The 15,408-nt window shown below is 61.1% G+C and carries 18 protein-coding genes; all 18 read right to left on the bottom strand.

The window, feature by feature from the left end:
- Positions 1–10 precede the first annotated feature (10 nt).
- The 18 genes from ACTJK9_RS19845 to ACTJK9_RS19760 all read right to left on the bottom strand — a co-directional run bounded on the left by ACTJK9_RS19845 (position 11) and on the right by ACTJK9_RS19760 (position 15,402).
- Positions 11–307 carry a phage tail assembly protein gene (locus ACTJK9_RS19845; protein WP_003222226.1) on the bottom strand — a complete coding sequence of 99 codons (297 nt, stop codon included), beginning with the start codon at positions 305–307 and terminating at the stop codon, positions 11–13.
- A complete protein-coding gene (locus ACTJK9_RS19840) occupies positions 304–651 on the bottom strand; it encodes a phage tail tube protein (protein WP_007908779.1) in 348 nt (115 codons plus the stop codon). The genes ACTJK9_RS19845 and ACTJK9_RS19840 overlap by 4 nt, the downstream gene beginning before the upstream one ends.
- Positions 652–718: 67 nt before the next feature.
- Complete coding sequence (locus ACTJK9_RS19835) at positions 719–2,215, bottom strand: phage tail sheath subtilisin-like domain-containing protein (protein WP_064593835.1); 1,497 nt, start codon at positions 2,213–2,215, stop codon at positions 719–721.
- Complete coding sequence (locus tag ACTJK9_RS19830) at positions 2,215–2,394, bottom strand: DUF2635 domain-containing protein (RefSeq protein ID WP_039771254.1); 180 nt, start codon at positions 2,392–2,394, stop codon at positions 2,215–2,217. Before ACTJK9_RS19830 ends, ACTJK9_RS19835 begins: the two co-directional genes overlap by 1 nt.
- A complete protein-coding gene (locus ACTJK9_RS19825; RefSeq protein ID WP_085612316.1) occupies positions 2,391–2,975 on the bottom strand; it encodes a phage tail terminator protein in 585 nt (194 codons plus the stop codon). Before ACTJK9_RS19825 ends, ACTJK9_RS19830 begins: the two co-directional genes overlap by 4 nt.
- Before the next feature lie 61 nt (positions 2,976–3,036).
- Complete coding sequence (locus ACTJK9_RS19820) at positions 3,037–4,065, bottom strand: phage late control D family protein (protein WP_440815621.1); 1,029 nt, start codon at positions 4,063–4,065, stop codon at positions 3,037–3,039.
- 9 nt (positions 4,066–4,074) lie between these two features.
- Complete coding sequence (locus ACTJK9_RS19815; RefSeq protein WP_007954888.1) at positions 4,075–4,287, bottom strand: tail protein X; 213 nt, start codon at positions 4,285–4,287, stop codon at positions 4,075–4,077.
- Positions 4,280–4,663, bottom strand: a complete 384-nt coding sequence (locus ACTJK9_RS19810) for a phage tail protein (RefSeq protein WP_085612314.1) — start codon at positions 4,661–4,663, stop codon at positions 4,280–4,282. Before ACTJK9_RS19810 ends, ACTJK9_RS19815 begins: the two co-directional genes overlap by 8 nt.
- Entirely contained in the window at positions 4,660–6,858 is a 2,199-nt protein-coding gene (locus ACTJK9_RS19805) for a phage tail tape measure protein (RefSeq protein ID WP_440815618.1), read from the bottom strand. The genes ACTJK9_RS19810 and ACTJK9_RS19805 overlap by 4 nt, the downstream gene beginning before the upstream one ends.
- Before the next feature lie 128 nt (positions 6,859–6,986).
- Positions 6,987–7,568, bottom strand: coding sequence for a phage tail assembly protein (locus ACTJK9_RS19800; RefSeq protein ID WP_039771243.1), 582 nt, complete (start codon positions 7,566–7,568; stop codon positions 6,987–6,989).
- Positions 7,569–7,684: 116 nt separating this feature from the next.
- Positions 7,685–8,191, bottom strand: a complete 507-nt coding sequence (locus ACTJK9_RS19795; RefSeq protein ID WP_011332717.1) for a phage major tail tube protein — start codon at positions 8,189–8,191, stop codon at positions 7,685–7,687.
- Positions 8,191–9,357 (bottom strand): hypothetical protein, encoded by a 1,167-nt coding sequence (locus tag ACTJK9_RS19790; protein ID WP_064379034.1) that lies wholly within the window; start codon positions 9,355–9,357, stop codon positions 8,191–8,193. The genes ACTJK9_RS19795 and ACTJK9_RS19790 overlap by 1 nt, the downstream gene beginning before the upstream one ends.
- A 2-nt stretch (positions 9,358–9,359) precedes the next feature.
- Positions 9,360–9,545 (bottom strand): hypothetical protein, encoded by a 186-nt coding sequence (locus ACTJK9_RS19785; protein ID WP_221398825.1) that lies wholly within the window; start codon positions 9,543–9,545, stop codon positions 9,360–9,362.
- Between the two features lie 101 nt (positions 9,546–9,646).
- Positions 9,647–10,156: a DUF4376 domain-containing protein gene (locus tag ACTJK9_RS19780; RefSeq protein WP_440815614.1), complete on the bottom strand. Its 510-nt coding sequence runs from the start codon at positions 10,154–10,156 to the stop codon at positions 9,647–9,649.
- A gap of 10 nt (positions 10,157–10,166) precedes the next feature.
- The gene (locus tag ACTJK9_RS19775) at positions 10,167–13,445 is read right to left on the bottom strand and encodes a tail fiber protein (RefSeq protein ID WP_440815611.1); all 3,279 of its coding nucleotides are present in this window, start codon (positions 13,443–13,445) and stop codon (positions 10,167–10,169) included.
- Entirely contained in the window at positions 13,446–14,081 is a 636-nt protein-coding gene (locus ACTJK9_RS19770) for a phage tail protein I (protein WP_440815609.1), read from the bottom strand.
- Complete coding sequence (locus tag ACTJK9_RS19765) at positions 14,078–15,073, bottom strand: baseplate J/gp47 family protein (protein WP_085612308.1); 996 nt, start codon at positions 15,071–15,073, stop codon at positions 14,078–14,080. Before ACTJK9_RS19765 ends, ACTJK9_RS19770 begins: the two co-directional genes overlap by 4 nt.
- Complete coding sequence (locus tag ACTJK9_RS19760) at positions 15,070–15,402, bottom strand: hypothetical protein (protein WP_007954853.1); 333 nt, start codon at positions 15,400–15,402, stop codon at positions 15,070–15,072. The genes ACTJK9_RS19765 and ACTJK9_RS19760 overlap by 4 nt, the downstream gene beginning before the upstream one ends.
- Positions 15,403–15,408 lie beyond the last annotated feature (6 nt).

Genomic DNA, 15,408 nt, shown 5'->3' with positions numbered 1-15,408 from the left:
GCGACCGAAATCAGGTCGGTGATGGCTCCGACGCCGCACTCATGAAAAAACTCGCAACGGCCCAGCTCAGCGCGTTGAGGTCAGCCAGATCCAGCTGGTTGACCGACGACGGCGGAATGCCGGCGCACACGGCGATGTATTTGGCCGCCACGTCCATGTCGAGGCTGACCTCTTCGCTCTTGTCGATCTTGTACGGCAGCGCCTTGATCGCTCGCACCTCCTGCACCGTCGGGCGGCGCAGGACGAGTTCGGTCAGGGGCTCGCCGTGAGCTTCGATCGCAACCTGAAGCTTCACGGCGCCGCTCATTGCCAGGTCCCCTTGATGCCTTCGAATTTCAGTTCGATGGTGGCGTCATCGCCTTTGGAGACGGGTTCTTCGACCAGGTAGGCACCGGCCAGTACGTAGACTTTGCCGTTGCTGAATTCGCAGGTGACGGTGATGTCGGTGCCTTCGATCAGCTTCTTCAACGGGAAGTCGGCGGTGTGCAGCGCGGTCACCTTGAACGATGGCGCGATGTCGGTTTCCTTGTAGAAACCCGGCACGACGGTTTCGCGTTTGACGGCCATCAGCGGGGCTTCGCAGCCGCCATTGATAGTCAGTTGTGCACCGTCGACCTTGACGTAGCAGGTGCCTGCAATCAGTTGACCCATGGTGTTACTCCCTTCAAATAAAAAGCCCACGCAAGGTGGGCTGAAATCACAGTGTCAGACGGGCCGATCAGGCGACGTCGTCGTACTGCAGGCGGAACTGGTTGAGCAGTGCGAACACGCGCAGACCGTTGATGTAATCCGGCGGGAACAGCACGTTCACGCGGCTCGGGTCCTGCACGTCGCGCTCGACGATCAGGTGCTCGGCGAACAGCTCGGCGTTTTCCACGTGGCCTTCGAGTTCGAGCTTGGCGTACTGGGCGATCAGCTCGCCGCGAATGGTCGCCGGGGTGACGATCGGCTGGCCGGCGCCGAAACGGGTGCCGTCGGAAGCCAGTTTGTGGCGACCGTATTTGCTGGTGATCACGCTTTGCAGACGACGCACGATGAACGCCGACTGGTGCATGGTTTCGCTGTCCAGGTACGAGTTGTCAGCCTGGCCGTAAGCGTTCTTCTGGTAGGTGGTGATCGAGCGCTGGATGCGCACGTAACCGCCTTCGTAGTACGCGGTGGCGATGCCGTAGTTGAGCAGCGACTGACGCTCGGTCAGGGTGAAGCGCTCGCTCGCCGGGGCCGGATCGACGCCCGGCAGGCTGCCGCTCTGGGTCGGACGGCTGGCGTCGGCGGAGATGAACACCGCAGTGCGCGCGGCCAGTGCTGCAGCTTGTACCCACACCGGTTGCGGAACGCCCGGTTCCAGCGCCTGAATGGTCATGTGCTGGTCGTTGCGTGCCTGACCGGCTGCCACCAGCGTGCCGACGGTGCCGCGCTTGGCGCTGTAGACGTGACCGAACAGTTGCTTGGCCCACGACCAGCGACCGGTGCTGTCGTCCATCACCGCTTGCCAGGTGTTGAGGGTGGCCAGGTCGGACCATGGCAGCGCGATGAATTCGAACGGCTCATCACCCAGTGCAGCAACCGCTTCAACCTGGTCAGGCACACCGACGCCGCCGGTCATGGCGGTGATCGCGGTAGTCAGGCCGGCCGGGGTTTCTTCACCGTTGCTCTTGCCCAGGCGATTGAATTGCAGGCTGATGTCGTTGCCGCTCTCGCCGGTCCATTTGGCGTTCAGAGTGACGACGCCTTCGGCGGCCGCAGCGCTCACCGGCAGATCGGCGGTGGCGTTGATTTTCTGTGCCAGGGCGGTGGCCGCCTGGGCAGCGGTGGCACCGTTGACCACGGTGGCCTGGACGCGGACGCCACCGACATACAGGTTGAGCACGCCGGCCTGAGTCGCGGTGCCGGTCAGGGTCAGCACGCCTTTGGCGATGGCGCCGGTGGCGTTGTGCAGCGGCAGGCACCAGATCTCACCGATCGGGTCGGCCTTGCGGAAGGTCTCGTACATCGACGCGAGCATCGAGCCCTGACCGCCAATGCTCTTGGCCAGCGCCACGCTGGAGACCAGCACCAGTTTGCCGACTTCGCTCGGAGCGATGTTGTCGTTGACCTGCGCCACGATCAGGCGGCGCATGGACGAGGACGCGCTATTGGCGGCCGAGTTGTCCATTTCGGCATAGAACAGCGGTACACGAATGTCCGCAGGAATGTTGCTGAATCCGATCGCCATTATTTGGCTCCCTTTTGTTTGGCTGTTGCGGTTTTGAGGGTGATATCGCCGTCGGCCAGACGCCGGCGCCACCAGGCGCTGTCCAGCACTTCACGGCCTTCCAGTGGCAGCAGGTCGCCGGCTTCCGGGTCCGGCACGGCACGGCCAGGGGCCGGCACTACGGTGATGCGGTTGCTCATGGGGTTACGTCTCCAGAGAAAGTCATTTCCACGCGCCCGTCAGGGCCCGGGCGTTTCAGGTTGGGGTCGGCCGGGTCGATCGCATCGACCCGCACGGTGGCCCCGGTAAAGGACGACAAACCGTCCAGTTCGCGTTCGTGCCAACTCTCCGCAGGCTGACTTGGCAGATTGCGGCCCAGCTGGAACTCGGCAAAAAAGCGCAGCCGGTAGAACGCGCGGCTGCTGTTGATCGAGACCGTTTCGCCGCCGTCGTAAACGATGGCGCTGTAGTTGGAATCGGGTTTGAAACCCACCAGTGCACGCCACAGTTCGGCGCGCAGGTCGTGCAACAGATCCAGCGCTTTTGTGGCGTCCGTGGCATCAAGTGCCAGGATGATTTCAAGGCGGTCGCGGATCGGTTGGCTGTAGGAGTTCTGTGCGGTGCTGGCGCTGGCTACGTCGGCCAGCGGTAAAACATGGGCCGAGGGCATCGGCAGATTCGGGTCACCTTGCAACAGCGCCAGGTCGACACCTGTCGCGATATGGCCGGCAAGGCTTGGGCATTGCGCACGCAGCTGCGTGAGGATCGGAGAGATCTTCATGGGGAGCGTTCCAGGATGTGGGAGTGGCCACAGTGATGCGTGTGGCGGTGAGATCGGAGGATCAGTCCTTGGCTTTTGCCTCGGGATCCCGGCCGGTCGCTTCGATCAGGCAGCGATAGCTTTCCTCGCGCTTGCCGCTGGCCGTGACCTTTTCAATCGACCAGCGACCGCGCATGAAGTCCGGCCAGGTATCGTCGATTACCAGCAGACCTTCGGCTGCCAGCAGTGGATCGCCCGGGCAGGTGACCTTCAGCTTGTATTTCTCGCGCAGCATCTTGCGCACTTCGGCTTCGCCGATGGTTTTGGCTTCTTCTTCGCTGGCCAGTTTCTGGCGGATGACCTTGTAGGGTTCGGAACCGGTGATCACCTCCCGCAGCTTGCCGAGAGCACCGTCCCAGAATGAGGTTTTGCAACCCTGATTCTGGGTGCGGGCAGTCTCTTCCAGCGTGGCGCTGATGAAGGCGTGATCGCCCGGCCGATTGTTGTGGGTCACCGACAGCCTGACGTCCGGTATCACCTGGCCCGACAGGTTTTTGAGCTGTGCCGGTTTCGCCAGTACGTAAAGGTCGTTGAACGGCTTGGCCACCGCGTCGTACTTTTTCGCCAGGCGTGTGATGAAGCTCATGTCGGTTTCGTTCGACTGGTCGACATGGGCGATCCTGATCAGCGCCAGTTCGGGATCCACGCGCGGCGAGAAACCGTGCCGCTCAACCAGTTTGCGAAACAGCCCGCCAAGCGTCGTGGGGCCATGACTGGCCGTGCGCCGTTCCTTGAATCCAGTGTCGTCCTTGCCGCTGAATGGCGCGGCGGTCGCGACCAGTGTCAGGCGCAGCGGGAACAGCGTCGGCGTCAGTCGGGTCACCTTGAACTGGCCCTTTTCCACCAGCCCGGTCTCCAGATAGCCCACCCGCAGGCCGATGGTGCCGCCCAGGGTTGGCAAGCCGTCGAGGCCTTCCAGGTCGAGCACCAGCGTCAGTTGATCGGACTCCATTCCAGCGGCATCGATGTGTTCCCAACTGATCAGGCGCTGGTTGAGCAGAGCCGCGTTGGCGCCGTAGATGTCGATCGCCGGCGTAAATCCCTGTGCCATGCAGCCTCCTTAATCCCAGGCCAGAACCGGTTTGATTGCAGCCGGTTTCGAGTCGAGCTCCGGCAGCGTCACCCAGACACCTGCCGGCAGAATCGGGCCGTGCTCGGCCAGGGTCGGGTTGAGTGTCCAGAGGGCTTCTTCGGCGCTGTCATCGCTGCGACCGGTTTCGCGGTACAGCAAAAGATTCACCGAATCACCGGCCACGCTTCGTACCTTACGCATTGTTGAACTCCGACAATCCGATGACCCACTTGATTACCATCGCGGTGCCGTCATCGATGACCTCGCTCTGGTTTTCGTCGATGCTGTTGATCCGCCACAAACCCCAGTTGCGGCCGATGCCGTCAATCAACGGCAACGGTGCACGCAGTGCTTGCAGCGCACGCAGTTCATCGAGCCGTTCCATCCCCACGGCGTACATCGAGGTGCCGGAGATGGTCAGGGTTTCTGGCTTCTGCCCTGTCTGATGGGATCTGGGTTTGCTGTTGAGAATCTGCAGGTCAGTCCAGCCGCCTTCGGATTTTCGCGTCAGCGTGCTGTAGGCAAAATCCCGGGACAGTCCGAAGATGAAACTGCCCAGTGCCATTTGTTGTTTCATGTACCGGCTCCGTCAGTCAGGGCTGCATCGCGGCGTGTGCCCAAGGGGTTGGTGGTCAGCAGCGACATGAAAGGTCCGTGGAACTGGCCGGACAGCTGTTGCTCGATAATCGAATGAATTTGCTGGGCCGTGTCGGGCGCAGGACAGGTGACCTGGATCGTCGGAGCGAAGGAAACTTGCTGGTTCTGCGTCTGTGCGTCCGCCAGATCTTTGGCGACTTCGGCCGGCGGGGCGAGTTTGTCCGGCGCGCTGGACATGAGCTTCTCACCTAAAAAGCCTCCTCCCTCAGCGCCCAGCCATCCCCCGACCAGTCCACCAATCAGACCGCCGAGTGCCATGCCCGGCGCCAGTCCTACACTGCCGATGGAGGCGCCGATCGAGCTGCCGGCGACCGCACCAGCCCAGGCGCCACCAGCGGCACCGAGACCTTGCGCGATCTGCTGTTTGTCACCGCTGGCAATACCTGCGGCGACAGCCGAAGCACCAATCGCCGCCTTCGCCTGCCAAGGCATCCAGCGCGAGGCCGGCTGCACCGATGCAAGCACAGGCTCCAGCCGCGGTGTAGCAACCCTTGCAGTCTGTTCGAGTATTTTCAGACCGTTGCCAGCACTGGCACTGCGACCGGCCAGAGCCAGGCCCTGAGTTTCAGCCACGGCCGTCGCAGAGGTTGCTGCAGACAAGCCGAGCTTTGAACGACCGGGAAGGGAACTGGCAGCTTTATCAACGATCCATTTGCCTCCCCGGTCTTTCAGCTCACCGACCACCGCATCGGTCACGGCGTCGAACACCGGTTTGATCCAGGCCGTCGCCGTCAGAACTGCACCCGTGGTTTTCGGGTAGGTTTCGGCCAGATCGCTCAGCCTGTCTATTGAATGGCTCTCACCGGGCGTTTCGATATCCGGCGCCAGTGCATTGCCTTTGGCGACCGCCAAACGTTCCTCACGGGCATTCTTGATGTTCCACTGCCCCTGCTGAGTATCGGCAAGTGCCTGTGCGGACTCTCTTACCGAGCTTTTATCACCCAGCTTTGATGTCGCGTATCGGCTTTTGTCACTCACGAGGTAAAAGGCTTGATTCACCTTGCCGAGGTCCTGGGACAGCGACAACGCAGCGTCTCCACTGTCCGCGAACAATGTCCGGGCCAATGTCGAGCGCTGCTCCACCGGTCTGGTATTCAAGGCCCCAAGCACCGACAAAACAGCGCCTTGGGCATTCTGTTTGTCAGGATCACGCATGGCTTCGGCCACTGCCTTGGGATCCAGGCCCAACTGCTTCCAGGCACCTTTCTCGGCCATGGAGGCTTGATCGCCCTTGCCCAGCGCACTGGAAATGTTCTTCAGCGCATTGCCGGCATCGTCTTTTTTCGTGCCGCTGTTGAGCAACGCTGCCGTCAATGCCGCAGCCTGTTCCGGTTGCAAGCCTGCGCTGATTGCCGCCTCGCCCGACTGCTGCAAGACAGAACCGATGTCCGCGGTCTGCACATCGCCGGGCATTTTGCCGAGATGGTTGGCCGCGTCCGCCAGATCAAGGGCTTGATCACGCGAGAGCTTCATCGAGGTGCGCCAGACCTTCAACATTTCGCCGGCTTCCAGCCCTGTAACCTTGAATGCCGATGCGGTGATCGCCGCATCGCTGGCAAAGTTCAGCAACTCGAGTTTCTTCGCCTCGGCGTTTACCGCTTCGTTGCCGATTCCCGCCTTGGCCGCCAGCGTTTCAATCCTGACCAGCTCGACCCCGGTAGTGCCTCCGGCGGCCACCAGCGTGGCACTGGCCATTTTCAGGCTAGTGAGTGCCATGTCTTTCCCGTCATCGCGGGAGAGCTGCGCCACACTCGCAAGCGTGGCCGCCGCCGAATCCATGGCCATCGCGGCCTTGCGCGCCTCGGGAGGCTCAGCCCCCGCAGAGGATTTTTCCGGCGTTTTCTGCCCTCCGCCAGACTCAATCTTCGCTCCGGCACTGGCTGCCTGCGGCAACGCACGCAAGGCGGTCAGGGTCACGCTCAATGCATCGATTGCCGTCGTCAGCAGCACGATTTTTCCACTGACTGTCAGCAGGGCCTGGCGCAAGCTGTTGGTCTGCTCCACCGCAAGTTGCCCGACACCTGCGTTCAGCGCGGCAGTGCTCAGGGAGACACTGCCAAATCCTGCGCCGGCGCTTTCACCGGCATTCATGAGCGCAAATTTGCTCTCTGCCATGCCGCTCTACTCCTGTTTCACGCCAAGGCGAGTGATCGCTATGTCGTAGCGGCGCAACGCCTTTTCGGCGTCCCACTCCAGAATTTCCGCCTCACTTACCGGGTAAATGAGCGGCACGATATCGAGGATTACTTCGATGTCGCGTTCTGAAAGAAGGCCGCCGGCTGGTTTAAAAAATCGTCGATGCGCACCTGCAATTGCGTCCAGTCCGGCACGCTCAACAGGGCCAGATCGGGGATCATCAGGCCGGTGCAATGGGCGGTGATGAATTCGGCACGTTCCTTGGCCGTTTTCAGTTTCTTCATCACTTTGGTGGCCCGCAGCGCCGGCATTTCCAGGCTCAGCGAAGTCACGGTGCGGCCGGTGACGGCGAGCGGCAACAGCAGTTGCACCTGGTCGGGATCGTCGGACTTTTCCGCGTCTTCGACCTGTTCGAGAAAGTACGACGCCGGACGGGTCGAGAATTCGTGCACGTACTGCGCGATGGTCACGTAGTCCGGGCGCTTGAGCTGGTCGAGTTCCTTGACCGACAAGCCGGTGGCCAGCAGCGCCAGTTCGAAGAACTGGTCGTCCTCATCGTCGCCAGCGCGTTCCAGCGCCTCTTTTTGGGCGGCGTAGAACAGCGGCTTGAGCTGGATCGATTCGATCTGCGAGCCGTCGTCACCGGTGATCGGCGACAACAGATCATGCTTGGGTGGCATCCACGACATGTATGAATTCCTTGGTGATTCTTGAGGGGGTGTTGCTAAACATCGGCCAGTCACACTGGCCCAATGTGGGAGCGGGCTTGCTCCCACAGGGGCGAGTGCCTGGTTTGCTTACAGCGTTACGGCATCAGCACCGCACGCCGGGCATCACCGAGAATGTCGACGCCGTTGAGCACGAACTTCTGGGTGCGCACGTCGATGTCGATCACCGGAATGCCGTTTTCCAGGCGGTTGTAGGTGCGGCAGGAGAACTCAAGAGTCGTCAGGGCTTTGCCACCCATTTTGATTGCTTCCTCCCCCATGGTTTTGAGCTTGCCGCCGATGGTGTGATAGGTGAACCAGGTGTTGCCGTCCTGATCCTGACCGGCTTCACGCACGTTCAGCAGAATGTCGTCGCCCAGTTTCACGCCCATCGCCAGCAGCACTTCAGCGCCAGTGCCTTGCAGCTTGAGCGTGGCATTCAGCGCCTTGGCGCTCTTGGCCATTTCCTCAACGATGAAGCGCCCGCCCGTCATGCTTTCCATGTCGAAGTCGATCTTCGGCGGAGTGAATTCCTCAACAGTCGCCGACAACGGCAGACCTTGCAGGGTGGCCGCGATGGCCTGTCTTACGCGGTTGGTAAACATTAGAGAACGTCCTCCAGGAACTGCTCGATGATTTCATCGCGGGCGTTGAGTTGATAAACCATGTGTTCGTTCGGCGCGTAGCGGCCGTAGTCGATGACCACGTACCAGGTGCCGTTCTTGTACTTCTCGACGCTGTTGAGTTCCGGGTGCAGGTACACGCTGCCGCCGGGAATGGTTTCGTCGGCGACCAGGGTTTGCAGCCAGTCGTTGATGCGTTTGACTTCCTGATCCATGAACGACTTGGTCAGGTTCTTCGCCATGGCTTTCTGGCCGGCCTTCACCAGCTTGCGGCTGATGGCGTCTTCCAGACCGACGTAGCTGATGAACTTGCCGGTAATCGAGCGGTTGCCCAGCAGCGAGAAGCCGCCAAGGATGGTGCGGGCGTAATAGCTGACGCCGTAGCGGTTGAGCAGATCGCCTTCGGTGGAGGTGTCGAGGATGTTGTACTCAACGACCCGCGAGACGTCTTCGGCGTAGGTCACCTGGTTGCCCGGGCTTTCCCATTGCTTGACCTTGGCCAGCGCGGCAATCGCCAGACTGGATGGCGCGAGGAACACGTTTTTCTTCGCGGCTTTCGAGTACACGGCGGGCATGTTGTGCACCACCAGGCAACGGTCGAAACCGAGGTCAGCGCCGCCCAGTTCCTGGCTGTACAGCACCTGATCGGCGACCGAGACGTCCTTGCCGTCCAGCACCACACGGGCCTTGATGCGCTTGCCGAACGAGGCGAACTCGCTGGCCACCGCTTTAGTGCCAGTGAAACCCGGTGCGCCGATGATGGTCAGGTCTTCCGGGACGCTGCCCAGTGCCGCCAGACCGAGCTTGCGACCGGTGGCTGGCTCAACACCGCCGATTACCGCGTTGACGGTGTCAGCCGGGGTCGCGCCCGCTTCGACGATCACCACGTACACCGGCACCTTGACCACTTTGAGGATCTGGTAGACGGCGTGGTACAACGTGCCCTCTTCGGAACCTGTCGGATCGAGCAGCGCGTGGGTGGTGAAACTGTTGATGCGAAACGGTGCGTTACGCGGAATCAGCGGATCGGCTTTCGGCGCGGTGCCGACCAGACCGATGACGTTGTCACCCAGGCCACCCATGGCCTCGGGGGATTCGGTGGCATTGACGGTAATGCCGTTGTGCTCGAAGTTCAGAACCTCAGCCATAGTCAGTCAGCCTTCTTGGCAGCGGCCTTCACGGCCTTGGTGGTAGATGTTTTCAGCTCCAGTCGACCGGCGCTGTGCAGGGCACTGGCCTCGACATCGAGCAGCTCGAGTTCCTGGCCGACGCTCGACCAGTGCCCACCGCCGGTGGGGAATGGAACGAGCACGGTGTAGGTTTGGCGGGTTGCCATTTTTCGTTTCTCCATAAACGGGAAAGCCCCTCAGGGGAGGGGCTTTGGCGGGTGTTGAATGTTGTAGGGCAGACAAGAAAACGCCCCGATGTGCGGGGCGTTTATTGAAGGGTTGGGTCTGATGTGCCTGACGAGGAATCCGGCCAGCCATCCTCGAGCATTTCATCGGTGAAGGTTTCGGCAATCACCGCTTCTGTCAGCGCCTTCTCCCGGTCAAAACAGGCCTGAACATGAAAACGAACAGCCTTTGCAATGCCGAGAATCTGCGCCGACGTCAGTTCGACAAAACCAGCTACAGCCTTGTAACTGCAGTAATAAGCAGGGTCCAGCATCGCTGAGACAGCCATGCCGGCGATCAGCGACTGGCTGTCTCGGGAAGTATCGATAGCGACGCCATCGACCATGATGCCCGAGCCTTCACGACGGAATCGCTCTTCAGCAATGGCGGCCAGCTGACGGCTTTTTACCAGTGCGTCGTAGGCATGACCAAACGCCTCCTCCAGTTCGCTTTCGGTAGGTTCATGGTCAAAAAGAACCTCGCCGTCAGCCAGCGGCCAGTCCGGGGCGACACAACGAAAGGCCGTCCCCACATTTGAGTAAGCTCTCAACATAGAGGACTCCTTAGAAAGTGTATTGGGAGATGTGGACGTCGTTTGCACGGGAAACCGACGAATAGAGGCGGTAATAGACCGTCTGTGGAGTAGTCATGACCAGATCCGAAAACGGACTGAGAACACCCAGTCCGACGATTCCACCAATGCCGCACCCTTTCAGACCCGCTTCGGTAACATCCGACAGAAGGCCTAGAGAGCCTCCACCAGGAAAATCAGCGCTTCCAATGTAATGAATGTAACCACCAACGGTTTTCGCATTCTTCGGAACAACAGAGGCCAGCGAGATCGGTGTCGGCGACATCGATAAGCCGTTTTCAAGCACCATCGTCTGGACGAAGGAAATTGATCGCTGATGTTGAATGCCGGTATTCATCAATCGATTGGTATCGGTTTGCCAAACGCTGACCAAGGCACTGGCGCTGTAACCGGCAGGCATATTGGAACCTGTGTAAATCTCGGGCACGGAAGTCGATGTCGCGTTGACTCCCAGCAACTTCGCAACCTTCAACTCGGGGTTGTAGATAACGTAAATTCCGACGCTACCGCTTGCAGGCGCAACGCCAACGTCCATCCCGCCCGCACCAACCGTAGCCAGATTTATGGAGAGATTGACGTTCGACAACTTGTACTGGCCAACACCCGGCTGCTCGACAATCAGTTGGTCAGCGGTCAGTGTTGCAACCGATGCGGCGACAGGCAGCGACATTCTCAGATTACGCGCGGCGCCTACTTCTGCGCCGTTGAGTCGAGCCAGTCTGGTTTCAGCTGCCAATGCGGCGACGTCGATGTTTCCCTGATTGATCGGCGCGTTCCAGGCCTTGATGCACCACATCACGGCGAGGTTGCGTGGGCGCACGGTCTTCCAGTACGAGCCGGTATTGAGGGCAGTGACACCGGTGGACGTGTAGTAGATGTCGCCTTTGAAGTCAGGTGCCGGATCGGCATCAATCGTGTCGGAGTTGCCAATGCCTTGAACGGCTGGCGCCTCGGCATTGTCACCCTGGATTTTCGTACCGGCCTGGTAGCTACCGACATTACGACCGGCGTCTATTCCACGTCCATGATCCCAGCCACGCAGGAACTCGCCGCGAGATTCGGGCAAGCGGAAGTTGCCCGCGCCTTCGTCTCCCTTGTTGAACTTTGTACCGAGATAAGCCGCCAGATCCGGATAGGTCGCAATGCTCTGCACACTGCCATCCAGCTCAAGATAACCGGCAGGAACGACACCCGTTGGAAAGGACAGAACAGCTCCCACCGGAACAGAAGATTTAAGTTGCGAGACTTCCTTGGCCAGTGCGGCGACGTCGATGTTTCCCTGATTGATCGGCGCGTTCCAGGCTTTGATGCACCACATGACGGAGAGGTTGCGGGGGCGCGCCTCGCTGCCTCCGGACGTATTCATGTAGCTGGCGAAGTTGGAACTGCCCGCCTGCGTCCCATTGTCGGCAGCGATACCCGCGGCGTTGGAGCCCCCGGTATTGCCGAAAACAGGAACCCGGGTATAGGTGTGAGCGTGAGCCTTGTTGTCGTCCGCCTGCCAGCTACCAATCCCACGGCCTATATCGATCCCGCGACCATGATCCCAGCCCCGCAGGAACTCACCGCGAGATTCCGGCAACCGGAAATTTCCTGCTCCTTCATCGCCCTTGTTGAACTTGGTACCGAGATACGCCGCCAGATCCGGGTAGATCGACATGCTCTGCATGCTGCCATCCAGCTCAAGAAAGCCAGGCGGTACGATCCCAGTCGGGAATGCCATGACGGCGCCCACCGGAACGGCAGAGCCGAGGCGTGACACTTCCTTGACCAGTGCCGCTACGTCGATGTTTCCCTGATTGACCGGGGCGTTCCAGGCCTTGATGCACCACATGACGGCCACGTTGCGCGGGCGATTTTCATCCGCCGTGCGGGCCTGTCGAGCGTTATCGAAATTGACGTTGGTGTATGCATCTACAGCAGCCGTAACGCCCTTCGATACTCCCGACTTGCTGCCGGCATATACACCATTAAGCGCTTGAGCAAGGCCAGTAGCGTCAGCAGCAGCAATTGCGCCGGTCAAGCGTTGCATCGCATCTAGTTGAGCGGTTCCGAGCCCGCGTCCGGCGTCAACTCCCCGACCATGATCCCAACCCCGCAAGAACTCCCCACGCGCCTCCGGCAACCGGAAATTCCCGACACCCTCATCCCCCTTGTTGAACTTGCCGCCCAGATAGGCACTCAAGTCCGGGTAGGTCGCGCTGCTCTTGACGCTGTTGTCCAACTCCAGAAAGCCCGGAGGTGGCGAGTCAACCGGGAACGCGACAATCGACCCCACCGGCAACGCCGACGCCTTGGCAATCAGCGCCTCGACTTCAGCCTTGGTGTACGAATCCTTGATGCCGAAACCGGCCAGAGTGTCAGGGTTCGAGCCGGCCGTAGCGCGGCCATATTCGTCGACGCTCAGACTCTTGTAAGTCCCGGCAGCAATCCCGGTACGCCCTGCCAGCATCTTGAATGTCAGCGCGGTTGTGCCAAGGGTAATCGGCGCATTGGTGGTCAGGTGCCACAGTGAATCGCCGTTGAGCGTGCCCTCTTCCACCATCACCGTCAGGCCCGGTGTGACCTTGGCGCTGATGTTGGCATCGTTGGCCCGAATCCAGTCGCCGTTGGCGACGATCCACAGGCCGTTGTCCTTGGCCAGGGTCTGGTTCGGCAGCAGCACACGGTCGCCGGCAATCACCGCCACGCCGTCGATCTGCTGCGCACCGTTCAACACCACGTTGGCGGTGGCGGCGACACGTACCGACTGTTTGCCGTCGAGTTTGCCGAGTTCTTCGGCGAGGTAGCTCATGACCCACGCACGTGTGGCCTTGACCACCGTGTCATCAATCAACAACGTCACCAGCGAGGCATTGCTGGTCTCGAAAATCGAGCGGATATAAAACTCTTTGCCCGAGCCGGACGTTGCCAGAACCGGCTTGAACGACTCCGGGTATTTGACGATGGCGTAGAGAATCCCGGTGTCGGTCCACAGACCGGCTTCACGCACGTACCAGCCACCGACGTCCGGCGGAATGGTGACTTCGGCGAGCAGCCAGCTCGGATTTTTCTCGTCCTGGAACAGCGCGTTGAGCGGTCCGCGCCAGACTTCGCGTTTGAGCGCGGTAGCTGTCGCGGCCGGGTTGTAGACCGCGCCGCCGCCATCGCCGACGGAAATCTGCGTCAGCTTGATCGGCAGGCCCGCGGCCTTGCACGCCGTTTCGTAGGCAATCCCTGCGTTGGTGAGCAGGGTGTAATAGTCAGCCATTCAGGCCCCCTGAGGATAAATAGTGGATGTTTCGACGGTGTACAGCGCAGCCGCCATGAAGGCCTCGCCGGATGTCTCGAGCCCTTCGAGGAAAACCGGATAAACCGTGGTCAGCTCACCGCAGAAAGTCGCGGCGCCGATGACGTGGTTGCCGAATGCGCTGAGGCCGACCGACACCGACAGCACGTCCCGCTCGCTCTTGGCATCCGCCAGGCGTCGGTCGAGACGGGCGTCGATTTCTTCGCTGTAGGGTTGTTCGCTGAAGGCGCGTACGGTGAAGCTGTAAGGCTCGCCGGGCGGGGTCTGTTCGTACCAGGCGCGGATTTCCGGCCTGAGCTGCAAACCCTTGGCGGCATTCTCCAGCGCCTTGCGGGTGCCGGCCTGGCGCGCGGTGGGCCAGGCCAGTTCGACGGTCAGGCGCTTCTCGGCTTCAGGCGCGTCAGTGCTCCATTCGGCAACACCACGATCCGCCGCCAGATACGGCAGGAACGCGACAGGTGTCGAAGCCGGATTCATCAGTTCGGGAAACGGCGGCGCGACGCGATCAAGCAATGCGCCGAAGCCGATGTCGAGGGCCCGTTCCAGCGCCGAGCTGTTGGCCGGCAGCAGGGTCGGACGCGGTGTCTGATCGGTCATAGCGTCTGTACCTCGACCTCGACCGCCGTGCAGTACGGCGCTTGAAATGCGCTGCAGACGATGGGCGTCAGCGGTTCAAGAATCTGCAATTGCACGGCACCGGCGCTGTGCAGCGTGTAGTCGATCCAGCTCGGATCGACCCGGCCTTCCAAACGATGGCAGCTGTCGGCGTAGGCCTGCAGGTGTTGCTGCGCAGCGACCTTGGTCAGGCCCGAATCCGGGCCGGAATTGATCTTGGCCACGACGCGGATTTTGTAGCGCTGAATCTCGGCGGCCTGCACCGTCACCCTGTCCGTCTCGGGACACACATCAGGCCGAGCAAAGTGTCGGCGCACGCCGTCGAGCAACGTCGGGGACGGTGTACCGTCGCCCTCGCGGGCAAGCACGGTGACTTGCACTTCGCCAGGCGCGGTGCGGCGACCATTGCCGTCCTTGACCTGTGCGGCGAGGCCGTCCGGGTCGAAGGTGTAGGTGACGTTCACGACACCCGCATCGGTGGATTCGACTTTCACCGTCGGCCGTTCGCCCAGGGTGAACACCTCGCGGCGATACTGCATCCGCGACCCCGCCGCCGGCGCATGGGGCGCCAGGTAATAGCGCAGCCGGGCGTCATCGTCGCTTTCGTAGATCGCCGGCACCGGCGGGAATGCCGCCGGATCGCCTGGATCGAGCAACTGTCGCTCCAGGCCCATGTCCGCCAGCCGCGCATCAAGGTTGCTGCCGGTGGCCCACCACGCCAGCATCTGCTTGATCCGGGCGTTGTATTTGCGTTCGTGGGTTTGCAGGCGAACGCAAAAGGCCTCCAGAGCCAGGGTCAGCAGTTCGCTTTCGTTTTCCAGGCTGGTCTTGAGCTTTTCCGCGCTCTGCGGCGAACGTGCGCCGACGTACTCGACCACAAAGGTCTTGAACTCGGCGAGCAGATCCTCGAAGGCATCGACCTTGATCAAGGAGGGTTCGGCCAACTGATTCTGGCCGGGGATCAACATGCTCATGTCACGACCTCGAAAGTCTGTTGGCGGTTTTTCCAGGTACCGGCAAACCGCAGCAGCAAACCGGCGCCCTGTCGGGTGGCGACGATCACGCCGGGCTGGAAATCGCCGATGCCGTTTTGCGGGTTGTAGAACGCCTGGGCCGCGTGGCTCTGGGCGAGCAACAGGATGTCGTCGCCCAGGTTCTGCCCCAGCAGCGTGGGGATCAGCGAACCGTACAAGGGCCGTTTTTGCCGGGTGCCCAGCGGCGTGGTCAGGGCCCGGGTCGCGCGCTGCACGAATTGCAGCCAGTCGTCGACCGTGGCCCCGCTGTCTCTATCGATTCCGATCATGGGAAG

Source organism: Pseudomonas sp. 22082 (genome assembly GCF_052046055.1).
Lineage (GTDB): Bacteria > Pseudomonadota > Gammaproteobacteria > Pseudomonadales > Pseudomonadaceae > Aquipseudomonas > Aquipseudomonas pharyngis.
Note: the sequence above shows the minus strand (reverse complement) of the source record. Positions and strands in the feature narration are given on the sequence as shown.

What these genes read in the sequence shown, in the direction of transcription:
- ACTJK9_RS19780 (WP_440815614.1), bottom strand. Translation starts at nt 10,156, where the DNA reads ATGTTGAGAGCTTACTCAAATGTGGGGACGGCCTTTCGTTGTGTCGCC.
- ACTJK9_RS19845 (WP_003222226.1), bottom strand. Translation starts at nt 307, where the DNA reads ATGAGCGGCGCCGTGAAGCTTCAGGTTGCGATCGAAGCTCACGGCGAG.
- ACTJK9_RS19830 (WP_039771254.1), bottom strand. Translation starts at nt 2,394, where the DNA reads ATGAGCAACCGCATCACCGTAGTGCCGGCCCCTGGCCGTGCCGTGCCG.
- ACTJK9_RS19765 (WP_085612308.1), bottom strand. Translation starts at nt 15,073, where the DNA reads ATGAGCATGTTGATCCCCGGCCAGAATCAGTTGGCCGAACCCTCCTTG.
- ACTJK9_RS19820 (WP_440815621.1), bottom strand. Translation starts at nt 4,065, where the DNA reads ATGGCACAGGGATTTACGCCGGCGATCGACATCTACGGCGCCAACGCG.
- ACTJK9_RS19770 (WP_440815609.1), bottom strand. Translation starts at nt 14,081, where the DNA reads ATGACCGATCAGACACCGCGTCCGACCCTGCTGCCGGCCAACAGCTCG.
- ACTJK9_RS19825 (WP_085612316.1), bottom strand. Translation starts at nt 2,975, where the DNA reads ATGAAGATCTCTCCGATCCTCACGCAGCTGCGTGCGCAATGCCCAAGC.
- ACTJK9_RS19805 (WP_440815618.1), bottom strand. Translation starts at nt 6,858, where the DNA reads ATGGCAGAGAGCAAATTTGCGCTCATGAATGCCGGTGAAAGCGCCGGC.
- ACTJK9_RS19800 (WP_039771243.1), bottom strand. Translation starts at nt 7,568, where the DNA reads ATGTCGTGGATGCCACCCAAGCATGATCTGTTGTCGCCGATCACCGGT.
- ACTJK9_RS19775 (WP_440815611.1), bottom strand. Translation starts at nt 13,445, where the DNA reads ATGGCTGACTATTACACCCTGCTCACCAACGCAGGGATTGCCTACGAA.
- ACTJK9_RS19815 (WP_007954888.1), bottom strand. Translation starts at nt 4,287, where the DNA reads ATGCGTAAGGTACGAAGCGTGGCCGGTGATTCGGTGAATCTTTTGCTG.
- ACTJK9_RS19810 (WP_085612314.1), bottom strand. Translation starts at nt 4,663, where the DNA reads ATGAAACAACAAATGGCACTGGGCAGTTTCATCTTCGGACTGTCCCGG.
- ACTJK9_RS19840 (WP_007908779.1), bottom strand. Translation starts at nt 651, where the DNA reads ATGGGTCAACTGATTGCAGGCACCTGCTACGTCAAGGTCGACGGTGCA.
- ACTJK9_RS19790 (WP_064379034.1), bottom strand. Translation starts at nt 9,357, where the DNA reads ATGGCTGAGGTTCTGAACTTCGAGCACAACGGCATTACCGTCAATGCC.
- ACTJK9_RS19760 (WP_007954853.1), bottom strand. Translation starts at nt 15,402, where the DNA reads ATGATCGGAATCGATAGAGACAGCGGGGCCACGGTCGACGACTGGCTG.
- ACTJK9_RS19835 (WP_064593835.1), bottom strand. Translation starts at nt 2,215, where the DNA reads ATGGCGATCGGATTCAGCAACATTCCTGCGGACATTCGTGTACCGCTG.
- ACTJK9_RS19785 (WP_221398825.1), bottom strand. Translation starts at nt 9,545, where the DNA reads ATGGCAACCCGCCAAACCTACACCGTGCTCGTTCCATTCCCCACCGGC.
- ACTJK9_RS19795 (WP_011332717.1), bottom strand. Translation starts at nt 8,191, where the DNA reads ATGTTTACCAACCGCGTAAGACAGGCCATCGCGGCCACCCTGCAAGGT.